Genomic DNA, 19,325 nt, shown 5'->3' on the forward strand with positions numbered 1-19,325 from the left:
CCGACCGGCACCGCTCCGCCGAGGAGGATCCCGGCGGCGGCCAGGGTGGGGGCGAGCGCCGGGAGCAGGCCCGCCAGCGCGAGGGCGAGCCCGAGGAGCAGGCCCGCGGACGGCGAGGCGCTTCGAGACGCCACTCGCGAGCGCCAGCAGGTGCGCGACGGCGAGCAGGGCACCGGCGATCGGGAGCGTCGCCGGTCGGTCCAGGAGCACGCGCATGCCTTCACGCTAGACGTCGAGCGCCGCGGAGTCGTCGTCCCGACGGCTGATCGACGTGCGCCGAGCGGATCAGAAGCCCAGGCGCCCCAGCAGCTTCGGGTCGCGCTGCCACTCCTTGGCGACCTTCACCCGGATCGAGAGGAACACCCGGCGTCCCAGCAGGCGCTCGATCTGCTCGCGCGAAACCGCGCCGACCTCGCGCAGGCGCTGCCCGCCCTTGCCGATGATGATGCCCTTCTGGCTGTCGCGCTCGACGAAGACGTTGGCGTAGATGTCGATGAAGGAGCCGTCCTCGCGCTCGACCATGTCGTCGAGGGTCACGGCGAGGGAGTGCGGCAGCTCGTCCGAGACGCCTTCGAGAGCGGCTTCGCGGATGAACTCCGCGATGCGCGAGCCGAGGTCCTCGTCGGTCACGGCCTCCTCGGGGTAGAGGGCGGGCGACACCGGCATCAGACGGAGCAGCTCCACGGCGAGCACGTCGAGCTGCTCGTCGGTGACGGCCGAGATCGGCACGATCGTGTCCCACTCGCGGAGCTCGGAGACGGCGAGCAGCTGCTTGGCGACCGACTTCTTCGAGGAGAGGTCGACCTTCGACACGATCGCGACCTTGCGGGCACGCGGGAACGCGTCGAGCTGCTCGTTGATGAAGCGGTCGCCGGGGCCGATCGGCTCGTCGGCGGGGAAGAGCATGCCGATGACGTCGACGTCGCCCAGCGTCGAGGTGACGAGCGAGTTCAGGCGCTCGCCGAGGAGCGTGCGCGGGCGGTGGATGCCCGGGGTGTCGACGACGATGAGCTGGCCGTCGGGCCGGTGGACGATGCCGCGGATCGCGCGGCGCGTGGTCTGCGGCTTGGAGCTCGTGATGGCGATCTTCTCGCCGACCAGGGCGTTCGTCAGGGTCGACTTGCCGACGTTGGGGCGGCCGACGAACGACACGAATCCCGCGCGGAAGGGCGTCGTGGGCGGGCTGGAGTCGGTCATCGTGCGTCCTCGTTCTGTCTGTCGTCGGCGGGGGCGCCCGCTGATCGGTCGTCGGCTGCTCGGCTCCGCGTCTCGCGGTCCTTCGCGGCCCGGGCGTTCGCCGCTCGGTCTGCGACGCCCGCGACGGGGCCGTCCGGGTCGGAGCGGCGCGCGGGTCCCGGGCGCGTGCGTCCCGGCTCCGAGTATCCCCGGTCGGGCCCTCATCGGCGTCGGCCTCGCCGTCGTCGCCCCCGATCGGAGCGGAACCGTCGCCGGTCTCGCCGCTCGGGTCGTAGTCGGGATCGCGGCGGACCAGCACGGTCGAGATGGTGCCGCGGCGCGCGTCCGCCTGCTCGGCCTCGAGGATCACGCCGTCGATCCGGGCGCTGGCACCGCGATCCGGGAGGCGGCCGTAGGCCTTGGTGAGCAGTCCGCCGACCGAGTCGACGTCGTCGTCCTCGAGATCGATCTCGAACAGCTCGCCGAGCTCGTCGACCGGGAGCCGCGCCGAGACCCGGTAGACGCCGGGCTCGATCTCCTCGAAGAGATCGACCTCGCGGTCGTACTCGTCCGAGATGTCGCCGACGAGCTCCTCGATCAGGTCCTCGAGGGTCACGAGGCCGGCGATGCCGCCGTACTCGTCGACCACCATGGCGAGGTGGTTCGACTCCAGCTGCATCTGGCGAAGCAGCTCGTCCGCCATCTTCGACTCCGGCACGAAGAGCGCCGGTCGAGCGAGGTCGGCGACGACGTCGTCGTCGTCGGGCCGCTCGTAGGTGTGGCGGGCGACGTCGCGGAGGTAGAGCACGCCGAGGACGTCGTCCACGCCCTCGCCGATGACGGGGAGCCGCGAGATGCCGCGGCTGAGCAGGAGTCCCATGCCCGCTCCGATCGACGCCGTCGACTCGATCGTCACCATGTCGGTGCGCGGGACCATCACCTCGCGCACGAGGGTGTCGTTGAACTCGAAGATCGAGTGGATGAGCTCGCGGTCGTCCTGCTCGAGGACGTCCTGCTCCGTGGCCTCGTCCACCATGCTCAGCAGCTGCTCCTCGGAGGAGAAGCCGGCGGAGCGGCCGGTGCCGGGGGTCACCCGGTTGCCGAGAGCGACGAGGCCGTGCGCCACGGGCCTCGAGGGCCACGCGCAGCACGTGGATCAGGGAGGCGCTCGTGCCCAGCACGGCGCGCGCGTGCGCCCGGCCGACGCTGCGGGGGCTCGAGCCGACGAGCACGAAGGAGACGGCGGCCATGATCAGGATCGCCAGCAGCAGCGCGAGCCAGAGCTGGTCGACGACGACCACGAGGACCGTCGTGACGAAGACCGCGGCCGTCGTCTCGGCCGCGATCCGCGAGAAGTTGACGACGTTCACATGCGCGCTCATGTCGCCGGCGATGGCGCGCAGGGCGCGGGCGCTGCGCGAGTGGTTCGCCATCTCGAGCACGTCGCTGCGCGAGAGCACGCCGAGGGCCGCGTCGGTCGCGGCGAACCATCCGCCGACCGCGACGAGGACGAGGGCGGCGATGAGGAGCTGGAGGGTGAGCACGGCGAGGCCTAGCGGCGTCGCTCGCTGATGTGGAAGCCGACGAGGATGTCGCGCTGGATGCCGAACATCTCGCGCTCCTCGTCGGGCTCCGCGTGGTCGAAGCCGAGGAGGTGCAGGAGCCCGTGGGCCGTCAGCAGCAGGAGCTCGTCGAGCACCGAGTGCCCGGCGGCCTCCGCCTGCGTCTGAGCGACCTGCGGGCAGAGCACGATGTCGCCGAGCAGACCGGCCGGGGTCTGCTCGTCCTCGGTGCCGGGGCGCAGCTCGTCCATCGGGAAGCTGAGCACGTCGGTCGGGCCCGGCTCGTCCATCCACTGCACGTGCAGCTGCTCCATGGCGCCCTCGTCGACGAGCACGATCGCCAGCTCGGCGTCCGGGTGCACGTGCATCGTGTCGAGCGCGTAGCCGGCGAGGCGCAGCAGCGCCGCCTCGTCGACGGGGACGCCTCGACTCGTTGTTGATCTCGATGCTCACGGGGGCGGTGTTCCTCTTCGTCGGGATGATCGGGTCGGCGGGTCAGCCGCGCGGGCGCTTGGGCTGCGCGTCGCCGGAGGCGCGCGGGGAGCCGGCGCGCCGCTCGGCGCGGTTCGCGAAGTCGCGGGCCTGCTCGCGCTCGTAGTGCTGCGCCTGCTTCTGCTGGTCGTACTCGGTGTAGGCGTCCACGATCCGGCCCACGAGGCTGTGGCGCACCACGTCCTCGCTGGTCGAGCCCGAGAAGTGGATGTCGTCGATGCCGTCGAGCACCTGGGTGACGAGCCGGAGGCCGCTGGCCCCGGTCGGCAGGTCGACCTGCGTGATGTCACCGGTGATGACCATCTTGGAGCCGAAGCCGAGCCGGGTGAGGAACATCTTCATCTGCTCCGGCGTGGTGTTCTGCGCCTCGTCGAGCACGACGAACGAGTTGTTGAGGGTGCGCCCGCGCATGTACGCGAGCGGGGCGACCTCGATGGTGCCCGCGGCGAGCAGCTTGGGGACGATCTCCGGATCCATCATCTCGTTGAGCGCGTCGTAGAGCGGACGGAGGTAGGGGTCGATCTTGTCGGTGAGGGAGCCCGGCAGGTATCCCAGCCGCTCCCCCGCCTCGACGGCCGGACGGGTCAGGATGATCCGCTCGACCTCCTTGCGCTGCAGCGCCTGCACGGCCTTCGCCATCGCCAGGTAGGTCTTGCCGGTTCCGGCCGGGCCGATGCCGAACACGATCGTGCTGTGATCGACGGCGTCGACGTACTCGCGCTGACCGAGGGTCTTGGGGCGGATGCTCTTGCCGCGCGCCGTCAGGATCGCCTGCCCGAACGCCTCCGCCGGGCTGACGGATCCGCCGTTCTGGAGGATGCGAGCGGACTCGCGGACCCCTTCGGGGTCGAGGTCGTGGCCGCCTGCGGTCATGGTCACCAGTTCTTCCACCAGGCGCGCCGCCGCGGAGACGAGAGGGCTCGCCCTCGAGCGTCACCTCGTTGCCGCGCACGTGCACCTGGACGTCAGGGAATCGTGTCTCGACCGCCTTGATGAGGCGGTCCTGGGGTCCGAGGAGGCGCACCATGGCGACTCCGTCGACGGCGATGACGCGTCGCGTCGTGCCCAGGGTCGTGCCGGTCGGGGTCGACTCGGCGGGGGTCGGTGCTTCGGGGCTGTCGCCCGCGTGGTCAACCGGTGGCAAGGGAGCCTTCCGTCAGGTGTCCGCCCATCACGTGGGCGTGGACGTGGAACACGGTCTGCCCGGCCGCTTCGCCCGAGTTGAAGACGAGGCGGAACTGCCCGCCGCAGTGGGCGTCGGCCAGGGTCTGCGCGACCTGGACGATCTCGGCGAGCAGGGCCGGGTCGGCGGCGCCGAGCTCGGCGACGGTCGCGTACTCCTGCGTCTTGGGGAAGACCAGCAGGTGGACCGGCGCTTTCGGCGCGATGTCGGTGATGGCGAGAACCCGCTCGTTCTCGAACACCACGTCGGCGGGGATCTCGCCCCGGACGATGCGCGTGAAGACGGTGGGTTCGCTCATGGGTCCATCTAAACGCCGGGGAGCCGGCGAGGGGGCCCCGTTCGCCCAGGGCGCGCGTCGCGGCTACCAGCGGCCCAGGCGGGCCGAGAGCACGGCGATGGCCGCCGGGCCGGCGGTCGAGGTGCGGAGCACGGTGTCGCCCAGCGCGACGGCCTCGGCGCCCGCCGCCGCGAGCAGCGCCAGTTCCTCCGGAGCGACACCGCCCTCCGGGCCGACCACCAGGACGATGTCGCGGCCGTCGGGCTCGAGGGAGGAGAGACGGACCTCGGCGGACGGCCTCGAGCACGAGGACGCGCTCGGTCGCCGCGCGGTCGGCGAGCAGGCGCGTCGAGGCGACGGCCGAGACCTCGGGCACCCGGGCGCGGAGCGACTGCTTGCTCGCCTCGCGCACGATGCTGCGCCAGCGCTCGCGGCCCTTCTCCTCCTTGGGTCCGCTCCAGCGCGAGATCGACCGGGCGGCCTGCCACGGGACGACCTCGTCGATCCCGAGCTCAGTGGCCGCCTGCACGGCCAGCTCGTCCCGGTCGCCCTTCGCGAGCGCCTGGGCGAGCACGAGGCGCGGCGCCGGAGCGGCCGACTCCTCCACCGACTCGACGACCAGGGCGACGCGGGAGGGCTCGGCGCTCTCGACGACGGCCGTCGCCACGAGACCCCGCCCGTCGCCCACCCGGATCGTCTCCGCCCGCGCGGATCCGGCTCACCGTCGCGGCGTGACGCGCCTCGGCACCGGTCAGGGCGAGGCGTCCGCCTCGCGACGAAGTCGCCGGAGTCGAGGGACTCGTCGATGTAGTGGTGCGCCACCGCCGTGCGCCGATCAGCCGAGGAAGCGGTCGCGGAGCTTCGAGAAGAGGCCCTGCTGGAAGTGGGTGAGCGCGGGCTTCTGCGGCTTGTAGTGCTTCGCGAACTCCTGCACGAGCTCGCGCTCGCGGTGGCCGAGCTTGGTCGGGGTGACGACCTGGATGCCCACGCGCAGATCCTCGCGGCCGTTGCCGCGCAGCTTCGTGACTCCGCGGCCCTTGATCGTGACGATCTCGGTGCTCTGGGTGCCCGGCTTGACCTCGATCTCGATGTCGCCGTCGAGGGCGGCGAGCGTCGTGGTGGACCCGAGGATCGCATCCGTCATCTGCACCTCGAGGGTGCAGAGCAGGTCGTCGCCGTTGCGGCTGAAGACGTCGTGGTGCTTGACCTTGATCTCGAGGTAGAGATCGCCGTTCGGTCCGCCGGCGGGTCCGACCTCGCCGCTGCCCGGCATCTGGAGGCGGAGGCCGGTGTCGACGCCCGCGGGGACGTCGACGGGGATCGTGCGGCGCGCGCGGACGCGGCCCTGGCCCTGGCACGTCGAGCACGGGGTGGCGATGACGGTGCCGTAGCCGCGGCAGGTGCCGCAGGGGCTCGCCGTCATGACGTTGCCCAGGAGCGAGCGGACGGTGCGCTGGATCTGGCCGGAGCCGTGGCAGATGTCGCAGGTGACCGGCGAGGTGCCGGGCTGGCAGCAGGAGCCCTGGCAGGTCTCGCAGAGCACGGCCGTGTCGACCTCGAGATCGCGGTGCGTGCCGAAGATGACCTCGTCGAGCGAGACCTCGACGCGCAGGAGCGCGTCCTGCCCGCGCTCACGGCGGGAGCGCGGCCCGCGGGAGGAGCCCTGGGCGCCCTGGCCGAAGAACGTCTCGAAGATGTCGCCGAAGCCGCCGAAGCCCTGACCGCCGCCGGGGAAGCCCTCCTGGGGCCCGCGGTCGTACTGCTGGCGCTGCTGGGCGTCGCTCAGGACGTCGTAGGCGTGCGTGACGAGCTTGAACCGCTCGGAGGCGTCGGCGCTCGGGTTGACGTCGGGGTGCAGCTCGCGGGCGAGTCGGCGGTACGCCTTCTTGATCTCGTCGGCGGAGGCGTCGCGGGCGACGCCCAGCACTTCGTAGTGATCGGCCACAGGTGGCTTCGTCCTTCGTTCGTGGGTCGGTGCACCGGGTACGGCGGACCGGATGGGAGCCGGGGCGACCGGCGAGTCGGGGAAGTGAAGGGGTCAGTCCTCGCCGAGGAGGCGGGAGAGGTAGCGGGCGACGGCGCGCACCGCGGCGATGTTGCCGGAGTAGTCCATCCTGATCGGTCCGAGGACGCCCAGGCGCGAGACCTGGCCGCCGGCGGTGTTGTAGCCGCTCGTGAGGACCGAGGTCTCCTGCAGGCCGAACGGGGCGTTCTCGCGGCCGATCCGCACCGAGATGCCGCGGGGTCCGGCACCATCTCGGCGAACAGCCGGAGCAGCTCCACCTGCTCCTCGATCGCCTCCAGCACCGGGTAGATGCTGCCCGAGAAGTCCTCCTCGGTGCGGACGAGGTTGGCGGCGCCGGCCATGACGAGGCGGTCCTGCCGATTCGCGCCGACCTGCTCGAGGAGCGTCTGGAGGATCGGCGCGAGCACGTCGCGGCGCTCCGGCGTGAACCGCTCGGCGGCCGCCTGGAGCGTCTCGGCGGCGGCCTGGAGCCCGAGGCCGATCACGGCCGTGTTGAGCTTGGCGCGGATCTCGCCGAGGAACTCGGCGTCGACGTCGGCCGGGGTCTCGAGGACGCGCTGATCGACCTGGCCGGTGTCGGTGATGAGCACCGAGAGCAGGCGGCGCGGCGCGAGGGCGACGAGCTCCACGTGGCGGATGCGGGCGGCTCCGAACGACGGGTACTGCACGAGCGCGACGCTGTTGGTGAGCTGCGAGAGCAGCCGCACGGTCTTGACCAGCACCTCGTCGAGGTCGGGGCTCTGGCCGAGGAAGGTCTCGATGGCCTGGCGCTGCGCGGCGGTGAGCGGGCGCAGGTCGGTGAGCTGATCGACGAAGAGGCGGTAGCCCTTGTCGGTGGGAACGCGCCCCGAGGAGGTGTGCGGAGCCGCGATCAGCTCCTCCTCCTCGAGCTGCGCCATCTCGTTGCGGATCGTCGCCGCCGAGACGCCGAACGAGTGCCGCTCGACGATCGACTTCGAGCCCACGGGCTCGCGGTGGGCCACGTAGTCCTGCACGATCACGCGCAGGACCTGGAGACCGCGCTCCGTCACCATACGACCGACCTCCCGCCGGGCTCCGGGTGCCTCTCGGCACGAACCACCGCGGCGCCGACGCGCCGCACGGAGCTTGGCACTCCGCAACTTCGAGTGCCAATCATACCCGCGAGCGGGGGGAGGGACGGGGGATCGCGCGGGATCGGCGTGGTGAGGAGGGGACTCCTCCTCCGGCGCGGCTGCGCGGCCCGCGCGGTGCGCCACACGACGTGCCACGATGGACGCCGAGCGCACGGGGGTCGCCCGTCGCGATGACGCCCGGAACAGGAGACCTCATGTCGACCACGCCTCCCCCTCCCCGCCCCCCGCGTACAGCACGCCGGCGCCCCCGCTGAACCCGGCCGACGAGAAGACCTGGGCGATCGTGACCCACGTCCTGGGCATCTTCTTCAGCATCCTGCCGTCGCTGATCGTGTACCTCGTGTTCAAGGGCCGGGGCCCGTTCCTGGAGGCGCACGCGAAGACCGCGCTGAACTTCCACCTGACGACGCTGATCGCCTACGTGGCGGGCACGATCCTGACGTTCGTCCTCGTCGGGTTCATCGTGTTCCTCGTCGTGCCGATCCTCGTGATCGTGTTCGCGATCATCGCCTCGGTGCGCGCGAGCGCGGGCGAGTACTACACGTACCCGCTGAGCATCCCGTTCTTCGGCAGGCGGCTGCCGCCGGTCGAGCGGCCCGTTTCCCTGCTGGTCGAGCAGCGCCGCCGGCGGCGTATCGAGACCCACGTCCTCCGGGAGCGGCGGGTTCGATACGCCGCTCCGCGGGCTACTCGACCAGCAGGTGGGGCGACTGGGCCGTTCGTCAGCGGTCCGTCAGCCGCCGCACTTCCGCGTCGGCCGGCAGGAGCCTCGATCAGCCGTCGGTCAGGCGGCGCACCACCGCGTCGGCCAGCAGCCGGCCGCGCAGCGTCAGCACCACGCGGCCCTGCAGAGCCGCCCGGCCGTCGATCAGCCCGTCGGCGATGAGCCCGGCGACCTCGCGCCGGCGCTCCGGGTCGATCGCCTCGACGGGCAGGCCGTCCGAGAGGCGCGAGCGCAGCAGCACGTCCTCGACGCCCCTCGTCGCGGCATCGAGGGTCTCGCGACCGGCGGCAGGACTCGATCCGGCCTGCAGCCGGTCGGCGTACGCCGCCGGATGCTTCACGTTCCACCAGCGCACGCCTCCGACGTGGCTGTGCGCACCTCGGTCCGACGCCCCACCAGTCGTGGCCGAGCCAGTAGGACAGGTTGTGGCGCGAGCGGTGGGCGTCGTCGATCGCCCAGTTGCTGACCTCGTACCAGGAGTAGCCGGCGGCCGCGAGGCGCTCGTCCGCCAGCTCGTACATGTCGGCCGTGAGGTCGTCGTCGGGCGTCGCCACCTCGCCGCGGCGGATCTGCCGGGCGAGCTTCGTGCCGTCCTCGACGATCAGCGCGTAGGCCGAGAGGTGGTCGGGGCGGTTCGCGAGAGCGGAGTCGAGCGACCGCTCCCAGTCGGCGAGCGACTCCCCCGGAGTGCCGTAGATGAGGTCGAGGCTGACCTGCAGTCCCGCCTCCCGCGCCCACTCGACCACCAGCGGGACGCGCTCGGGGTCGTGGGTGCGCTCGAGGGTCGCGAGCACGTGCGGCACTGCCGACTGCATCCTCGAAGCTGACGTGCGGTGAACCCGGCGTCGGCGAGGGCGCGCAAGTACGCGGCGTCGACGGAGTCGGGATTCGCCTCGGTCGTGATCTCGGCGCCGTCGGCGATGCCGAAGCGCGAGCGCAGACCGTCGAGCATGCGGACGAGGTCCTCCGCCGGGAGCAGCGTGGGCGTGCCTCGCCGAAGAACACCGTCGCGGCGGGCCGCTCGGGCAGTCCCGCACGGCGCAGCACCTCAGCGCCGAGGGTCATCTCGGCGACCGCCTGCTCGGCGTAGTCGGACTGCTTCGCCCCGCGCAGCTCGGTCGCCGTGTAGGTGTTGAAGTCGCAGTAGCCGCAGCGCACCCGGCAGAACGGCACGTGCACGTAGAGGCCGAGGTCGCGCTGCTCGGCGCCGTCGGCGACGGAACCGGGCAGGAGCCCGTCGAGCGGGGCCGGATCGGCCAGTGGGAGGGCGCTGCCCACGTCAGCCGACGCGCGCCGGCAGCAGCGCGCGCAGGTACTTCTTGACCTGCTTCTTCTGCACCGCGCGCAGCACCGGGGAGCCGAGGCGGTAGAGGCGGGTGGAGGGGCGCGAGAAGACGCGGATGACCAGCCAGACGGAGTCGTCGGCGCGCTTCTCGACGACGAACGACTCCTCGCCGCTCTCGGGGTGGCCCTCGAGCGTGCCGTAGGCGAAGCCGACCTGGTCGGGCTCGTCGACGACGTAGACCACGCGCACTGGAGCGTCGAAGGTGCGGCCCAGCAGGTCGACCTTGAGCACCGCGGTGACGCCGGCGGTGATGTAGGGGGTGCCGTCCGGACCGAACCGCTCCTCCGTGGGGCGGCTCGTGAGATCGATCGGAGTCCCGGCGGAGTCGAAGTTGACCCCGTGTACTGCACGCCGCTGCCGCTCGTGATGTCCTCGACGCGGATGCCGCCGCCGCGCTGCACGCCCCAGGTCATCAGCGACGCCGTCGTGATCGCGAAGCGCTCGTCTCCGGACCCGAGGCGCGCCTCGAAGCGCTCGGCGGTGAAGCCGTCCGGCGGGTACTCGAGGAGATCGGGCGCCAGGGTTCCGCCGACGGCCGCGTAGGTGACCTGCGGCTGCTCCTCGAAGCTCGAGCGCCGGACGCTCACTTCTTGTCCTTGGTCTCGACGTCTTCCGGAGAGCGCGGCGATGAACGCCTCCTGCGGCACTTCGACCCGGCCCACCATCTTCATGCGCTTCTTGCCCTCCTTCTGCTTCTCGAGCAGTTTGCGCTTGCGGGTGATGTCACCGCCATAGCACTTGGCCAGGACGTCCTTGCGCATCGCGCTGATGGACTCACGCGCGATGATGCGGGCGCCGATCGCGGCCTGGATGGGGACCTCGAACTGCTGCCGAGGGATGAGCTTGCGCAGGCGCCCCGTCATCAGCACGCCGTAGGCGTAGGCCTTCTCGCGGTGCACGATCGCGCTGAACGCGTCGACCTGCTCGCCCTGGAGCAGGATGTCGACCTTCACGAGGTCGGCCTCCTGGTCGCCCGCCGGCTCGTAGTCGAGCGACGCGTAGCCGGCGGTCTTGGACTTCAGGTTGTCGAAGAAGTCGAAAGACGATCTCGCCGAGGGGCATGTGGTACCGGATCTCGACCCGGTCCTCGCCGAGGTACTCCATGCCGATCAGGGTGCCGCGGCGGCTCTGGCAGAAGCTCCATGATCGTGCCGACGTAGTCCTTGGGCGCGAGGATCGCGGCCTTCACGATCGGCTCGGTGACCGAGGCGATCTTGCCGCCCGGGAACTCGCTCGGGTTCGTCACGGTGACGGTCTTCTTGTCCTCCGTGATCACCTCGTAGATGACGGAGGGAGCGGTGGTGATGAGGTCGAGGCCGAACTCGCGGTCCAGGCGCTCGGTCACGATCTCGAGGTGGAGGAGGCCCAGGAAGCCGCAGCGGAAGCCGAAGCCCAGCGCGACCGAGGTCTCGGGCTCAGTAGACGAGCGCGGCGTCGGACAGCTTGAGCTTGTCGAGCGCCTCGCGGAGGTCGGGGTAGTCGCTGCCGTCGATCGGGTAGAGGCCCGAGAAGACCATCGGCAGCGGCTCGGTGTAGCCCGGCAGCGCCTGCGTCGCGGGCTTGGACGCCGTGGTGACGGTGTCGCCGACCTTCGACTGGCGGACGTCCTTCACTCCAGTGATCAGGTAGCCGACCTCGCCGACGGCGAGACCCTGGGTGGCGACCGGCTCCGGGCTCGAGACGCCGATCTCGAGGATCTCGTGAGTGGCCCGCGTCGACATCATCTGGATCTTCTCGCGCGGCGAGAGCTTGCCGTCGATCATGCGGACGTAGGTGACGACTCCGCGGTAGGCGTCGTAGACCGAGTCGAAGATCATGGCGCGCGCGGGGGCGTCGGCGTCGCCGACGGGCGGCGGGATGAGCTGCGTCACGCGATCGAGCAGGGCCTCGACGCCCATGCCTGTCTTCCCCGAGACGCGGAGCACGTCGTCGGGATCGCCGCCGATGAGGCTCGCGAGCTCCTTCGCGTACTTGTCGGGGTCGGCGGCGGGGAGGTCGATCTTGTTCAGGACCGGGATGATCGTGAGGTCGTTCTCGAGCGCCAGGTAGAGGTTCGCGAGGGTCTGCGCCTCGATGCCCTGCGCGGCGTCGACCAGGAGGATCGCGCCCTCGCACGCGGCGAGCGAGCGGCTGACCTCGTACGAGAAGTCGACGTGACCGGGGGTGTCGATCATGTTGAGGGCGAAGGTCCGGCCCTCGTGCTCCCACGGCATGCGCACGGCCTGCGACTTGATCGTGATGCCGCGCTCGCGCTCGATGTCCATGCGATCGAGGTACTGCGCGCGCATCGCGCGGTCCTCGACCACACCTGTGATGCCGAGCATGCGATCGGCGAGGGTGGACTTGCCGTGATCGATGTGGGCGATGATGCAGAAGTTGCGGATGGACGCCGGATCGGTCGCGGCGGGCTCGAGCCCGAGGTGTGCACGTGGAGACATCGTGGGGCCATTGTCCCACGGTCGGGGTGCGTCGGCGGGCGGAGGGCCTGGAGGGCCGGTGACGTCGGTGCGCGGCGGGTGGGATGCGGTGCAGAACCTCGGCGGAGAAGAGGGATCGGACGCTGTCGGCCGGGGACGCCCCTCCGCGAGCGTGCGCCGCTCTGCGCTACAGGTCGAGGCCGTAGGTGCGCGTCGGCTCGACTCCGGGCGGGTTCTCGCGCTCGGGAAGGCGGACGAAGCCCATGCTCTCGTAGAGAGCGTGCGCGGCGACCATGTCGGTCCCGCTGTTCATCACGACGCGGTCGAGGCCCCGCTCGACCGCGAGCATCACGACGAACTCGGTGAGCAGGCGGCCCAGGCCCCGGCCGCGCGCCTCGGGAGCGACGGCGAGCAGCCGCCAGTCGAGCTCGCCCGGGCGGCCGAGGGAGTAGAGGTTCGTGCTCGGAGCGGCGGTGGTCACCGTCGCGAGGATCCGGCCGTCGGCGTCCTCGGCCACCCACACCTCGCCCTCGCGGTCGTGCCGGGACACGTCCGCGACGTCGGCCGCGTACTCCTCCCCCAGCTCGTAGTCGTGCGCGTACGCGGCCAGACGCAGGCGCGACACCTCGGCGTGCTCGTCCTCGCGCACGCGGCGGACGAGGATCCCGTCCGCGCTCACGGGCGCGCCGGAGCGGGCAGCGTGCGCAGGCCGTGCTCGATGTCGGCGGGGTCCGCCGCGAGGCAGATCCGGATCCAGCCCTCGCCCGTGCGCCCGAACGCGCTGCCCGGGGCGACGGCGACGAGCGTCTCGAGGAGGAACGCCTCGACCCAGGACGCGACGTCGCCACCGGTCGCGTGCGACAGGTCGATCCACAGGTAGAAGGCGCCCTCGGGCTCGCGGTAGCGGATCCCCTGCTCGTCGAGGATCGACGTCGCCAGACGCAGGTTCGACAGGTAGTGCGCGGCGGCGTCGGCCACCGCCTCCTGCGGGCCGGTCAGCGCCGCGAGGGCCGCGCGCTGGTCGGGCGAGGCGACGCAGCTGATCGCCGCTTCCTGCACCGTGACCATGGTCGTCGTCAGGCCGGGAGGGGTGACGAGGTAGCCGACGCGGACGCCGGTCATGGCGTAGGTCTTCGAGAAGGAGAACACGCTGAACACGCGGTCGTCGTCGTGCCCGAGCTCCTGCGCGATGCTCGCGAGGCTGACGTGGGGGCGCCCGTAGGTGAAGTACTCGTAGACCTCGTCGCTGATGATCCACAGGTCGTGCCGGCGGGCGAACTCGAGGAGCCGCTCCAGGACCGGGCGCGGGAAGACGATCCCGAGCGGGTTCGACGGGCTGTTCACGATGATCACCCGGGTGCGGTCGGTGACGATGCGCTCGAGCTCGTCGAGATCGGGGAGGAAGCCGTTCTCGGGACGGAGCGTGTAGGGCACCGGGACGGCCTCGATCATCCGGGCGTTCATGGTGAACGTGGTGTACCCGGGATCGGGCACCAGCACCTCGTCGCCGGTGCGCAGCGTCAGGGTCATCGCCTGGTAGAGCGCCTGAGTGCCGCCGACGGTGAGCCAGACCTGCTCGACATCGGCGCGGATGCCGTTGTCGCGGGCGAGCTTCTCGACGATCGCGCGGCGGAGCTCGGGGAGGCCGCCGTTGGGCCCGTAGTCCGTGTCGTCCGCGGCCCTCGCCGCCGCGCGCGCGGCCTCGATGATGTGCGGCGCGGTCGGCACGTCGGGTTCACCGACGCAGAGGAAGGTGACGCCCTCGAGACGGAGGGCGATCTCGAACAGGCGGCGGATGCCGGACGGCGGCACCGCGGGGAGGTGATCGGCGAGACGTGGCATCGCTGATCACCGTACCGCCCGAGGGGCCGACTCGTCGGCGGGCCGCGGTTGAAGCGGGACGACGGGTGCGCTAAAGTTCCTTGTTGGCTTGCGCTCCACCACCGGCACCCCCGGCGTACGTGGAGTGATCAGAAGCCGGCGACCTCCAGTCGCACCGGGACGGCCCGCGCCGCCCGGAAGGGGCACTCCGACGAGTAGCCGGCTGCACACACGCACATCCGAGAAGAAGGTAATCCACGTGGCAAACATCAAGTCGCAGATCAAGCGCAACCTCACGAACAAGAAGGCGAACGACCGCAACAAGGCCGTCAAGAGCCAGCTCAAGACCGCCGTCCGCTCGGTCCACACCGCCATCGCCGCCGGCGACGCCGCCCAGGCCGCGACCGCCCTCGCGTTCGCCGCCAAGAAGCTCGACAAGGCCGCCAGCAAGGGCGTCATCCACAAGAACCAGGCCGCGAACCGCAAGTCGGCCATCGCGAAGCAGGTCGCTGCGCTGGAATACTGCGCTTCGCTGCAACGACGAAGGGTCCGGCCGATGGCCGGACCCTTCGTCGTTTCCGCTTCGCGGTCGACGGACTCCTCGTTCCTCGTCGTCCGTCGCGCGGTCGGCTCGCGGAGGGGGTCGCGGTGAGAGGAGCGTGGTGCGTTCCGCGTACGGCGATCCGCTGGGACGCGGATCGGCGGTGACGCTGCGGGGCGTGCGGCTGGTCGAGGGGGGCTCCCGCTGCGCGGGTCGGGTGGTCCTGCGGGGGCGTGGGGTGATGAGGATGTTCCAGCGGTGCGGCGGTCGCGTGTCGACGAGACCTGCACCCTCGCTGGTCGAGTAGGCCCGCAGGGGCGGATCGGGCCCTCCACCCTTGCTGGTCGTGCAGGCCCTCAAGGGCGTGTCGAGACCTCACCCTTGCTGGTCGAGTAGCCCCGCAGGGGCGTATCGAGACCCGGCGACTCCGGGAGTGCGGGGGATCCCGAGACGTCCGGTGCGCGGACTACTGGATCAGCAGAGAGGCGCGAGCGGGAGCGCCGCTCGCGGGGAGGGCAACGAGGGATGGGCGCACCGCTCGCGGACGGAGCAGCGCGCCCCTGAGCCTCCGCCTCCGTACCCGGTGGTCGAGCAGCCCCGCAGGGGCGTACCGAGACCCAGAGACCCAGAGACCCAGAGACCCCAGCCCCCCGAGCCCCCAGCCCCCCTCCTCAGGGGTGCAGCCCGCGGGCGGAGATGACGGAGACCATGCGCTCGAGGGCGTAGACGGGGTCGCGGCCGCCGCCCTTGACGTTCGCGTCGGCGTCGGCGACGGTCTCGATCGCGGTGCCCAGGCCGTCGCCGGTCCAGCCCTGGAGGTCGCGGCGCGCTCGGTCGACCTGCCAGGGGCGAGGCCCAGGCGCGAGGCGATCTGGCCGGAGCCCTCGCGGGAACCGGCGACCTTCGCCATCGTGCGGAGCTTGCTGGCGAACGCGGCGACGATCGGCACCGGGTCGGCGCCGGACGCGAGCGCGTGCCGGAGGCCCAGCAGCGCCTCCCCGTGGCGGCCGGCGATCGCGGAGTCGGCGACGGTGAACGCGGTCGTCTCGACCCGGCCGCCGTAGTACTTCTCGCGACGGTCGCCTCGGTGATCTCTCCCGAGGCGTCCGAGATGAGCTGCTGGCAGGCGGACGCGAGCTCGTCGAGGTCGTCCGAGAACGCCGACACCAGGGCACGGACGGCACCGGTCGTCGCGGTGCGGCCGGCGGTGCGGAACTCGGCGACGGCGAAGTCGACCTTGTCGCTCTCGCGCTTGAGCTCGGCGCAGACGATCTCGATGCCGCCTCCACTGCCCGAGCGGATGGCGTCGAGGAGCTTCTTGCCGCGGTTGCCGCCGCCGTGCCGCAGCACCACGGTCGCTCCGTCGGCGGGCGCCGCGAGGTACTCGACGGCCTCGATGAGGAACGCGTCGGTGCACTTCTCGACGTTCGAGACGCGGATGAGGCGCGGCTCGTCGAACAGGGACGGGCTCGCGAGCGTCAGCAGCTCGCCGGGCGCGTAGCCGCCGGCGTCGATGTCGCTGACCTCGAGGCTGGGATCCTCGGCGCGGAGGAACTCGCGGAGGAACCGCAGGGCGCGATCGGCGAGGAACTGCTCGGGGCCGGTGATCAGCACCACGGGAGCGGGCCGCGTCTCGTTCCACGCGAGCTGCGGGATCGCCGCCTTCGAGGGCGCCGCCTTCGCGCGCGAGGGGGCTCTGCCTGCCATGCCGTCGTCCTTCCGTCCTGCGATCGCCGTCGCCCGCCCGTTCGAGCGCCATCCACCCTACGGTCTGCCCGTGCCCGCCCGCGGCCGCCGGGACCGCCGCTGCGCCGCTCGCCCACACCGCGATCCCGTCCGGCCGCGACGCCAGGACGACCGTACCCTCGACATCCGACCTCAGCGCCTCGACCCCGCGCTCGGCGAGGAGCGAGAGCAGTGACGGAGCGGGATGCCCGTAGTCGTTGTCCGCTCCGACCGAGACCAGACCGAGGCGCGCGGCGAGGGCGTCGTACAGCGCGGGCGCCTGGTCGGACGATCCGTGGTGGGCGACCTTGACCACGTCCACCTGCTCCGGCGCCAGGCGCGCGAGCCGGCCCTGCTCCTCCGCCCCCAGATCGCCCAGGAGCGCGATCGACAGCGCGCCGCCGATCGAGTCCGGTCGGATGTCGACGCGCACGGTGACGCTCGCGGCGTTGCTGCTCAGCGCACTCCCCTGCTCGGGCCACAGCACGCGCCAGCGGAGGGACCCGAGCGCTCCCTCCTCGCCCCGTGCCGTCTCGCGCACCTCCGCCCCTCCCTCCCGGAGCGCCCGCCGGTCGCGCTCGTCCTCGGGCTCGACGGCGGGGCCGACGAGCGCGGCATCCACCCGACCGACCACCGCCTCCAGCCCTCCCACGTGGTCGAGGTCGTAGTGGGTCAGCACGAGCAGCGCGACGCGCTCGACGCCGAGCAGGTCGAGGCAGGCGTCGAGCCGCTCCGGCAGCGGGCCGGCGTCCACGAGCAGCACGCCCGCGTCCCCCCGGAGCAGGATCGCGTCGCCCTGACCCACGTCGCACATGGCCACGCGCCAGTCCTCGGGCACCGACGCGGAGCGCAGGAGTGGCGTGGCGAGAGTGGAGGCCGCTCCGGCGACGAGCAGAGCGGCCAGACCGGCGGCGATCACCCGTCGTGCCGCCGCCCACCGGCGCGAGCGCGTCAGCAGGAGCAGCGCCAGCACGGTCAGCACGGTCAGCGCGAGCACCCCGACGAGCCCGGCCACCAGGCGAGCCGCGGTGACGGCCAGCCCGACACGGCGCGGGCGATCGACGCGATCCACCAGGTGGGCACCGCGGCCAGGCGGATCGCGACGTCGGCCGCGGACGGCCACCACGGCGCGAGCAGGCAGCCGACCAGCCCGAGCCCGGTGGCGAGCGGAGCGGCGGGCTCGGCGAGCAGGTTCGCGAGGATCCCGTATACGGGGACGGACGGGTCGACGAGCAGCACGACGGGCTGGCAGGCGAGCTGCGCGGCCGTCGGCACGGCGAGGACGAGGGCGAGGGGACGGGGCAGGATCTCGGCGAGCCGGCGCATCAGGGGCTCGGCGAGCAGCAGCGACCGGCCGTGGCGAGGACGGACAGCACGAAGCCGAGCTTCCCCGCGATGCTCGGATCGGCCACCACGAGCACGACGACGCTCAGCAGCAGCGCCGGCACGGCCGCTCCCGATCGCCGACTCAGGCGGGCCAGGAGGACCACGGTCGCCATCGCCGCGGCGCGCACCACACTCGGCTCCGGCGTGACGAGGACCACGAAGGCGGCGAGCGCGGCGAGGGCCGCGAGCGTCCGGAGCAGCCGGCTCGCTCCGAGGAGGGAGGCGAGCGTCCAGCCCGAGACGACGACCACGGCGCAGTTCGCGCCGGACACGGCCGTGAGGTGGGTGAGCGACGCGGTCCGCATGTCCTCCTCGAGATCGGCCGGCAGGGCGGTCGTGTCGCCGGTCGCGAGCCCGGGCAGCAGCCCGGCGACGTCTCCGCCGAGCACCGCGGTGCGGGCGAGGAAGCGGGACCGCAGGACCTCGGCGGCACCGGCGACTCCCGCAGGCGGTCGCCTGCCCAGGACCGCCGACGCGGTGACGAGGGTGCGCTGCGCCACAGGATCGTCCCCTCCGCCGTCCGCCCTCACCCGAGCAGCAGCTCGGAGCCGACGGGGACCCGTCCGCCGGGATCGGCCAGGAACACGCGCACGGGTGCGGCGGTCGCAGCGCCTCGGACCGAGAGCGCGACCGCGTCGAACCAGACGCCGCCGGTGGCGAGAGGCCGGGCCGCTGTCTCGACCCCGACCTCCAACTCGATCCGCGTCCGCTCCTCGGCCGCCCGCACGAGCGGCTCCGGATGCCGTCCCGGAGCCGAGAGGACGACCGCGGTGACCGCCAGGGCGGCTCCGGCGAGCGAGACGGCGACGACCGCGAGGACCGCTCTGCGCGTCCGCGCCGCCACGAGCAGCCCGACGACCACGAGTACCCAGGCCGTCGTGACGATCCCCGCGCCGCTGCCGAGGACGACGGAGATCGGCAGCAGTCCGCACGAGGCCGAGGCCGTCCACGTCGCGAGGGCGATCGGCGCGAGCCGGAGGTCGGCCGCCCTCACGGCCCCACCTGGTCGCGGAAGGCCTCGAGGGTCTTCTCGCCGATCCCCGGAACCTCGAGCAGCTGATCGACGGAGCTGAAGGGCCCGTTGGCCTCGCGGTAGGCGACGATCTTCGCCGCGGTCGCGGGCCCCACCTCCGGCAGCTCCTCGAGCTGCGCGGCTGTGGCGGTGCTGAGACTGACCGGGCCGGAGGCGGCCGCCGCTCCCGGCGCGGCACCCGCCGCCGGAACCGCGCCGACCGCGGGCACCAGCAGCTGCTCCCCGTCGACCACGCGGCGCGCGAGGTTGACGGCGTCCGGATCGGCCGACTCCGTCGCCCCGCCCGCTGCCGCGAGAGCGTCCGCGACCCGCGCACCGTCCGTCAGCAGGTAGAGCCCGGGCGACGCGACCTCTCCCGCGACGTGCACGTAGAGCGTCGACGACGCCGCGGAGGAGGGCGCTGCGGACGGTGCTCCGCTCTGCGCCGCGGAGACCGCCGGCAGCATCTCGTCCGACCGCTCGCCTGCGCCCCGGCGAGCAGCACGGCGATCACCGCCGCGGC

Annotated in this window: 11 protein-coding genes and 12 pseudogenes; 2 read left to right on the top strand and 21 right to left on the bottom strand. The window is 72.2% G+C overall.

Going from position 1 to position 19,325, the window contains the following annotated elements:
- Positions 1 to 285: 285 nt before the first annotated feature.
- From era to hrcA, 9 genes and pseudogenes are all read right to left on the bottom strand, one after another.
- A complete protein-coding gene (era, locus tag AC0CII_RS06955) occupies positions 286 to 1,197 on the bottom strand; it encodes a GTPase Era (RefSeq protein WP_251947115.1) in 912 nt (303 codons plus the stop codon).
- Between the two features lie 343 nt (positions 1,198 to 1,540).
- Positions 1,541 to 2,212 (bottom strand): annotated as a pseudogene (locus tag AC0CII_RS06960) (hemolysin family protein); the annotation flags it as partial.
- 160 nt (positions 2,213 to 2,372) lie between these two features.
- Positions 2,373 to 2,720, bottom strand: a pseudogene (locus AC0CII_RS06965) (CNNM domain-containing protein); the annotation flags it as partial.
- 8 nt (positions 2,721 to 2,728) lie between these two features.
- Positions 2,729 to 3,191, bottom strand: a pseudogene (ybeY, locus tag AC0CII_RS06970) (rRNA maturation RNase YbeY).
- Between the two features lie 42 nt (positions 3,192 to 3,233).
- Positions 3,234 to 4,257 (bottom strand): annotated as a pseudogene (locus tag AC0CII_RS06975) (PhoH family protein).
- Between the two features lie 103 nt (positions 4,258 to 4,360).
- A complete protein-coding gene (locus tag AC0CII_RS06980) occupies positions 4,361 to 4,711 on the bottom strand; it encodes an HIT domain-containing protein (RefSeq protein WP_207402453.1) in 351 nt (116 codons plus the stop codon).
- Between the two features lie 63 nt (positions 4,712 to 4,774).
- A pseudogene (locus AC0CII_RS06985) lies at positions 4,775 to 5,445 on the bottom strand (16S rRNA (uracil(1498)-N(3))-methyltransferase).
- A gap of 80 nt (positions 5,446 to 5,525) precedes the next feature.
- The gene (gene dnaJ / locus AC0CII_RS06990; RefSeq protein ID WP_465228953.1) at positions 5,526 to 6,635 is read right to left on the bottom strand and encodes a molecular chaperone DnaJ; all 1,110 of its coding nucleotides are present in this window, start codon (positions 6,633 to 6,635) and stop codon (positions 5,526 to 5,528) included.
- Positions 6,636 to 6,728: 93 nt separating this feature from the next.
- Positions 6,729 to 7,750 (bottom strand): annotated as a pseudogene (gene hrcA, locus AC0CII_RS06995) (heat-inducible transcriptional repressor HrcA).
- A gap of 217 nt (positions 7,751 to 7,967) precedes the next feature.
- On the opposite strand from hrcA, the gene AC0CII_RS07000 reads away from it, so the two are divergent.
- Entirely contained in the window at positions 7,968 to 8,717 is a 750-nt protein-coding gene (locus AC0CII_RS07000) for a DUF4870 domain-containing protein (RefSeq protein WP_465228954.1), read from the top strand.
- Here the strand turns inward: AC0CII_RS07000 and hemW are convergent.
- The 6 genes and pseudogenes from hemW to AC0CII_RS07030 form a co-directional block, all read right to left on the bottom strand.
- Positions 8,605 to 9,833, bottom strand: a pseudogene (gene hemW, locus AC0CII_RS07005) (radical SAM family heme chaperone HemW). The gene AC0CII_RS07000 and the pseudogene hemW overlap by 113 nt on opposite strands.
- Before the next feature lies 1 nt (position 9,834).
- Entirely contained in the window at positions 9,835 to 10,131 is a 297-nt protein-coding gene (locus tag AC0CII_RS07010) for a DUF1990 family protein (RefSeq protein ID WP_465229085.1), read from the bottom strand.
- Positions 10,132 to 10,322: 191 nt separating this feature from the next.
- Positions 10,323 to 10,487: pseudogene (locus AC0CII_RS07015) on the bottom strand (DUF1990 family protein); the annotation flags it as partial.
- Positions 10,488 to 10,511: 24 nt separating this feature from the next.
- Positions 10,512 to 12,338 (bottom strand): annotated as a pseudogene (gene lepA / locus AC0CII_RS07020) (translation elongation factor 4); the annotation flags it as partial.
- Between the two features lie 166 nt (positions 12,339 to 12,504).
- Positions 12,505 to 12,996 (bottom strand): GNAT family N-acetyltransferase, encoded by a 492-nt coding sequence (locus AC0CII_RS07025; RefSeq protein WP_207402460.1) that lies wholly within the window; start codon positions 12,994 to 12,996, stop codon positions 12,505 to 12,507.
- Positions 12,993 to 14,159: a pyridoxal phosphate-dependent aminotransferase gene (locus AC0CII_RS07030; protein WP_465228955.1), complete on the bottom strand. Its 1,167-nt coding sequence runs from the start codon at positions 14,157 to 14,159 to the stop codon at positions 12,993 to 12,995. Before AC0CII_RS07030 ends, AC0CII_RS07025 begins: the two co-directional genes overlap by 4 nt.
- 238 nt (positions 14,160 to 14,397) lie before the next feature.
- Between AC0CII_RS07030 and rpsT the strand changes: the two are divergent.
- Positions 14,398 to 14,655 (top strand): annotated as a pseudogene (rpsT, locus tag AC0CII_RS07035) (30S ribosomal protein S20); the annotation flags it as partial.
- Positions 14,656 to 15,350: 695 nt separating this feature from the next.
- Here the strand turns inward: rpsT and holA are convergent.
- The 6 genes and pseudogenes from holA to AC0CII_RS07065 all read right to left on the bottom strand — a co-directional run bounded on the left by holA (position 15,351) and on the right by AC0CII_RS07065 (position 19,269).
- Positions 15,351 to 16,386: pseudogene (gene holA, locus AC0CII_RS07040) on the bottom strand (DNA polymerase III subunit delta).
- Between the two features lie 586 nt (positions 16,387 to 16,972).
- Positions 16,973 to 17,218: pseudogene (locus tag AC0CII_RS07045) on the bottom strand (MBL fold metallo-hydrolase); the annotation flags it as partial.
- 170 nt (positions 17,219 to 17,388) lie between these two features.
- Complete coding sequence (locus AC0CII_RS07050) at positions 17,389 to 17,730, bottom strand: ComEC/Rec2 family competence protein (protein ID WP_465228956.1); 342 nt, start codon at positions 17,728 to 17,730, stop codon at positions 17,389 to 17,391.
- Positions 17,730 to 18,290 carry a ComEC/Rec2 family competence protein gene (locus AC0CII_RS07055; RefSeq protein WP_465228957.1) on the bottom strand — a complete coding sequence of 187 codons (561 nt, stop codon included), beginning with the start codon at positions 18,288 to 18,290 and terminating at the stop codon, positions 17,730 to 17,732. The genes AC0CII_RS07050 and AC0CII_RS07055 overlap by 1 nt, the downstream gene beginning before the upstream one ends.
- A 26-nt stretch (positions 18,291 to 18,316) precedes the next feature.
- Positions 18,317 to 18,784, bottom strand: coding sequence for a hypothetical protein (locus AC0CII_RS07060; protein WP_465228958.1), 468 nt, complete (start codon positions 18,782 to 18,784; stop codon positions 18,317 to 18,319).
- Positions 18,781 to 19,269, bottom strand: a complete 489-nt coding sequence (locus tag AC0CII_RS07065; RefSeq protein ID WP_465228959.1) for a ComEA family DNA-binding protein — start codon at positions 19,267 to 19,269, stop codon at positions 18,781 to 18,783. Before AC0CII_RS07065 ends, AC0CII_RS07060 begins: the two co-directional genes overlap by 4 nt.
- Positions 19,270 to 19,325 lie beyond the last annotated feature (56 nt).

This window comes from Rathayibacter sp. AC182 (assembly GCF_979253875.1).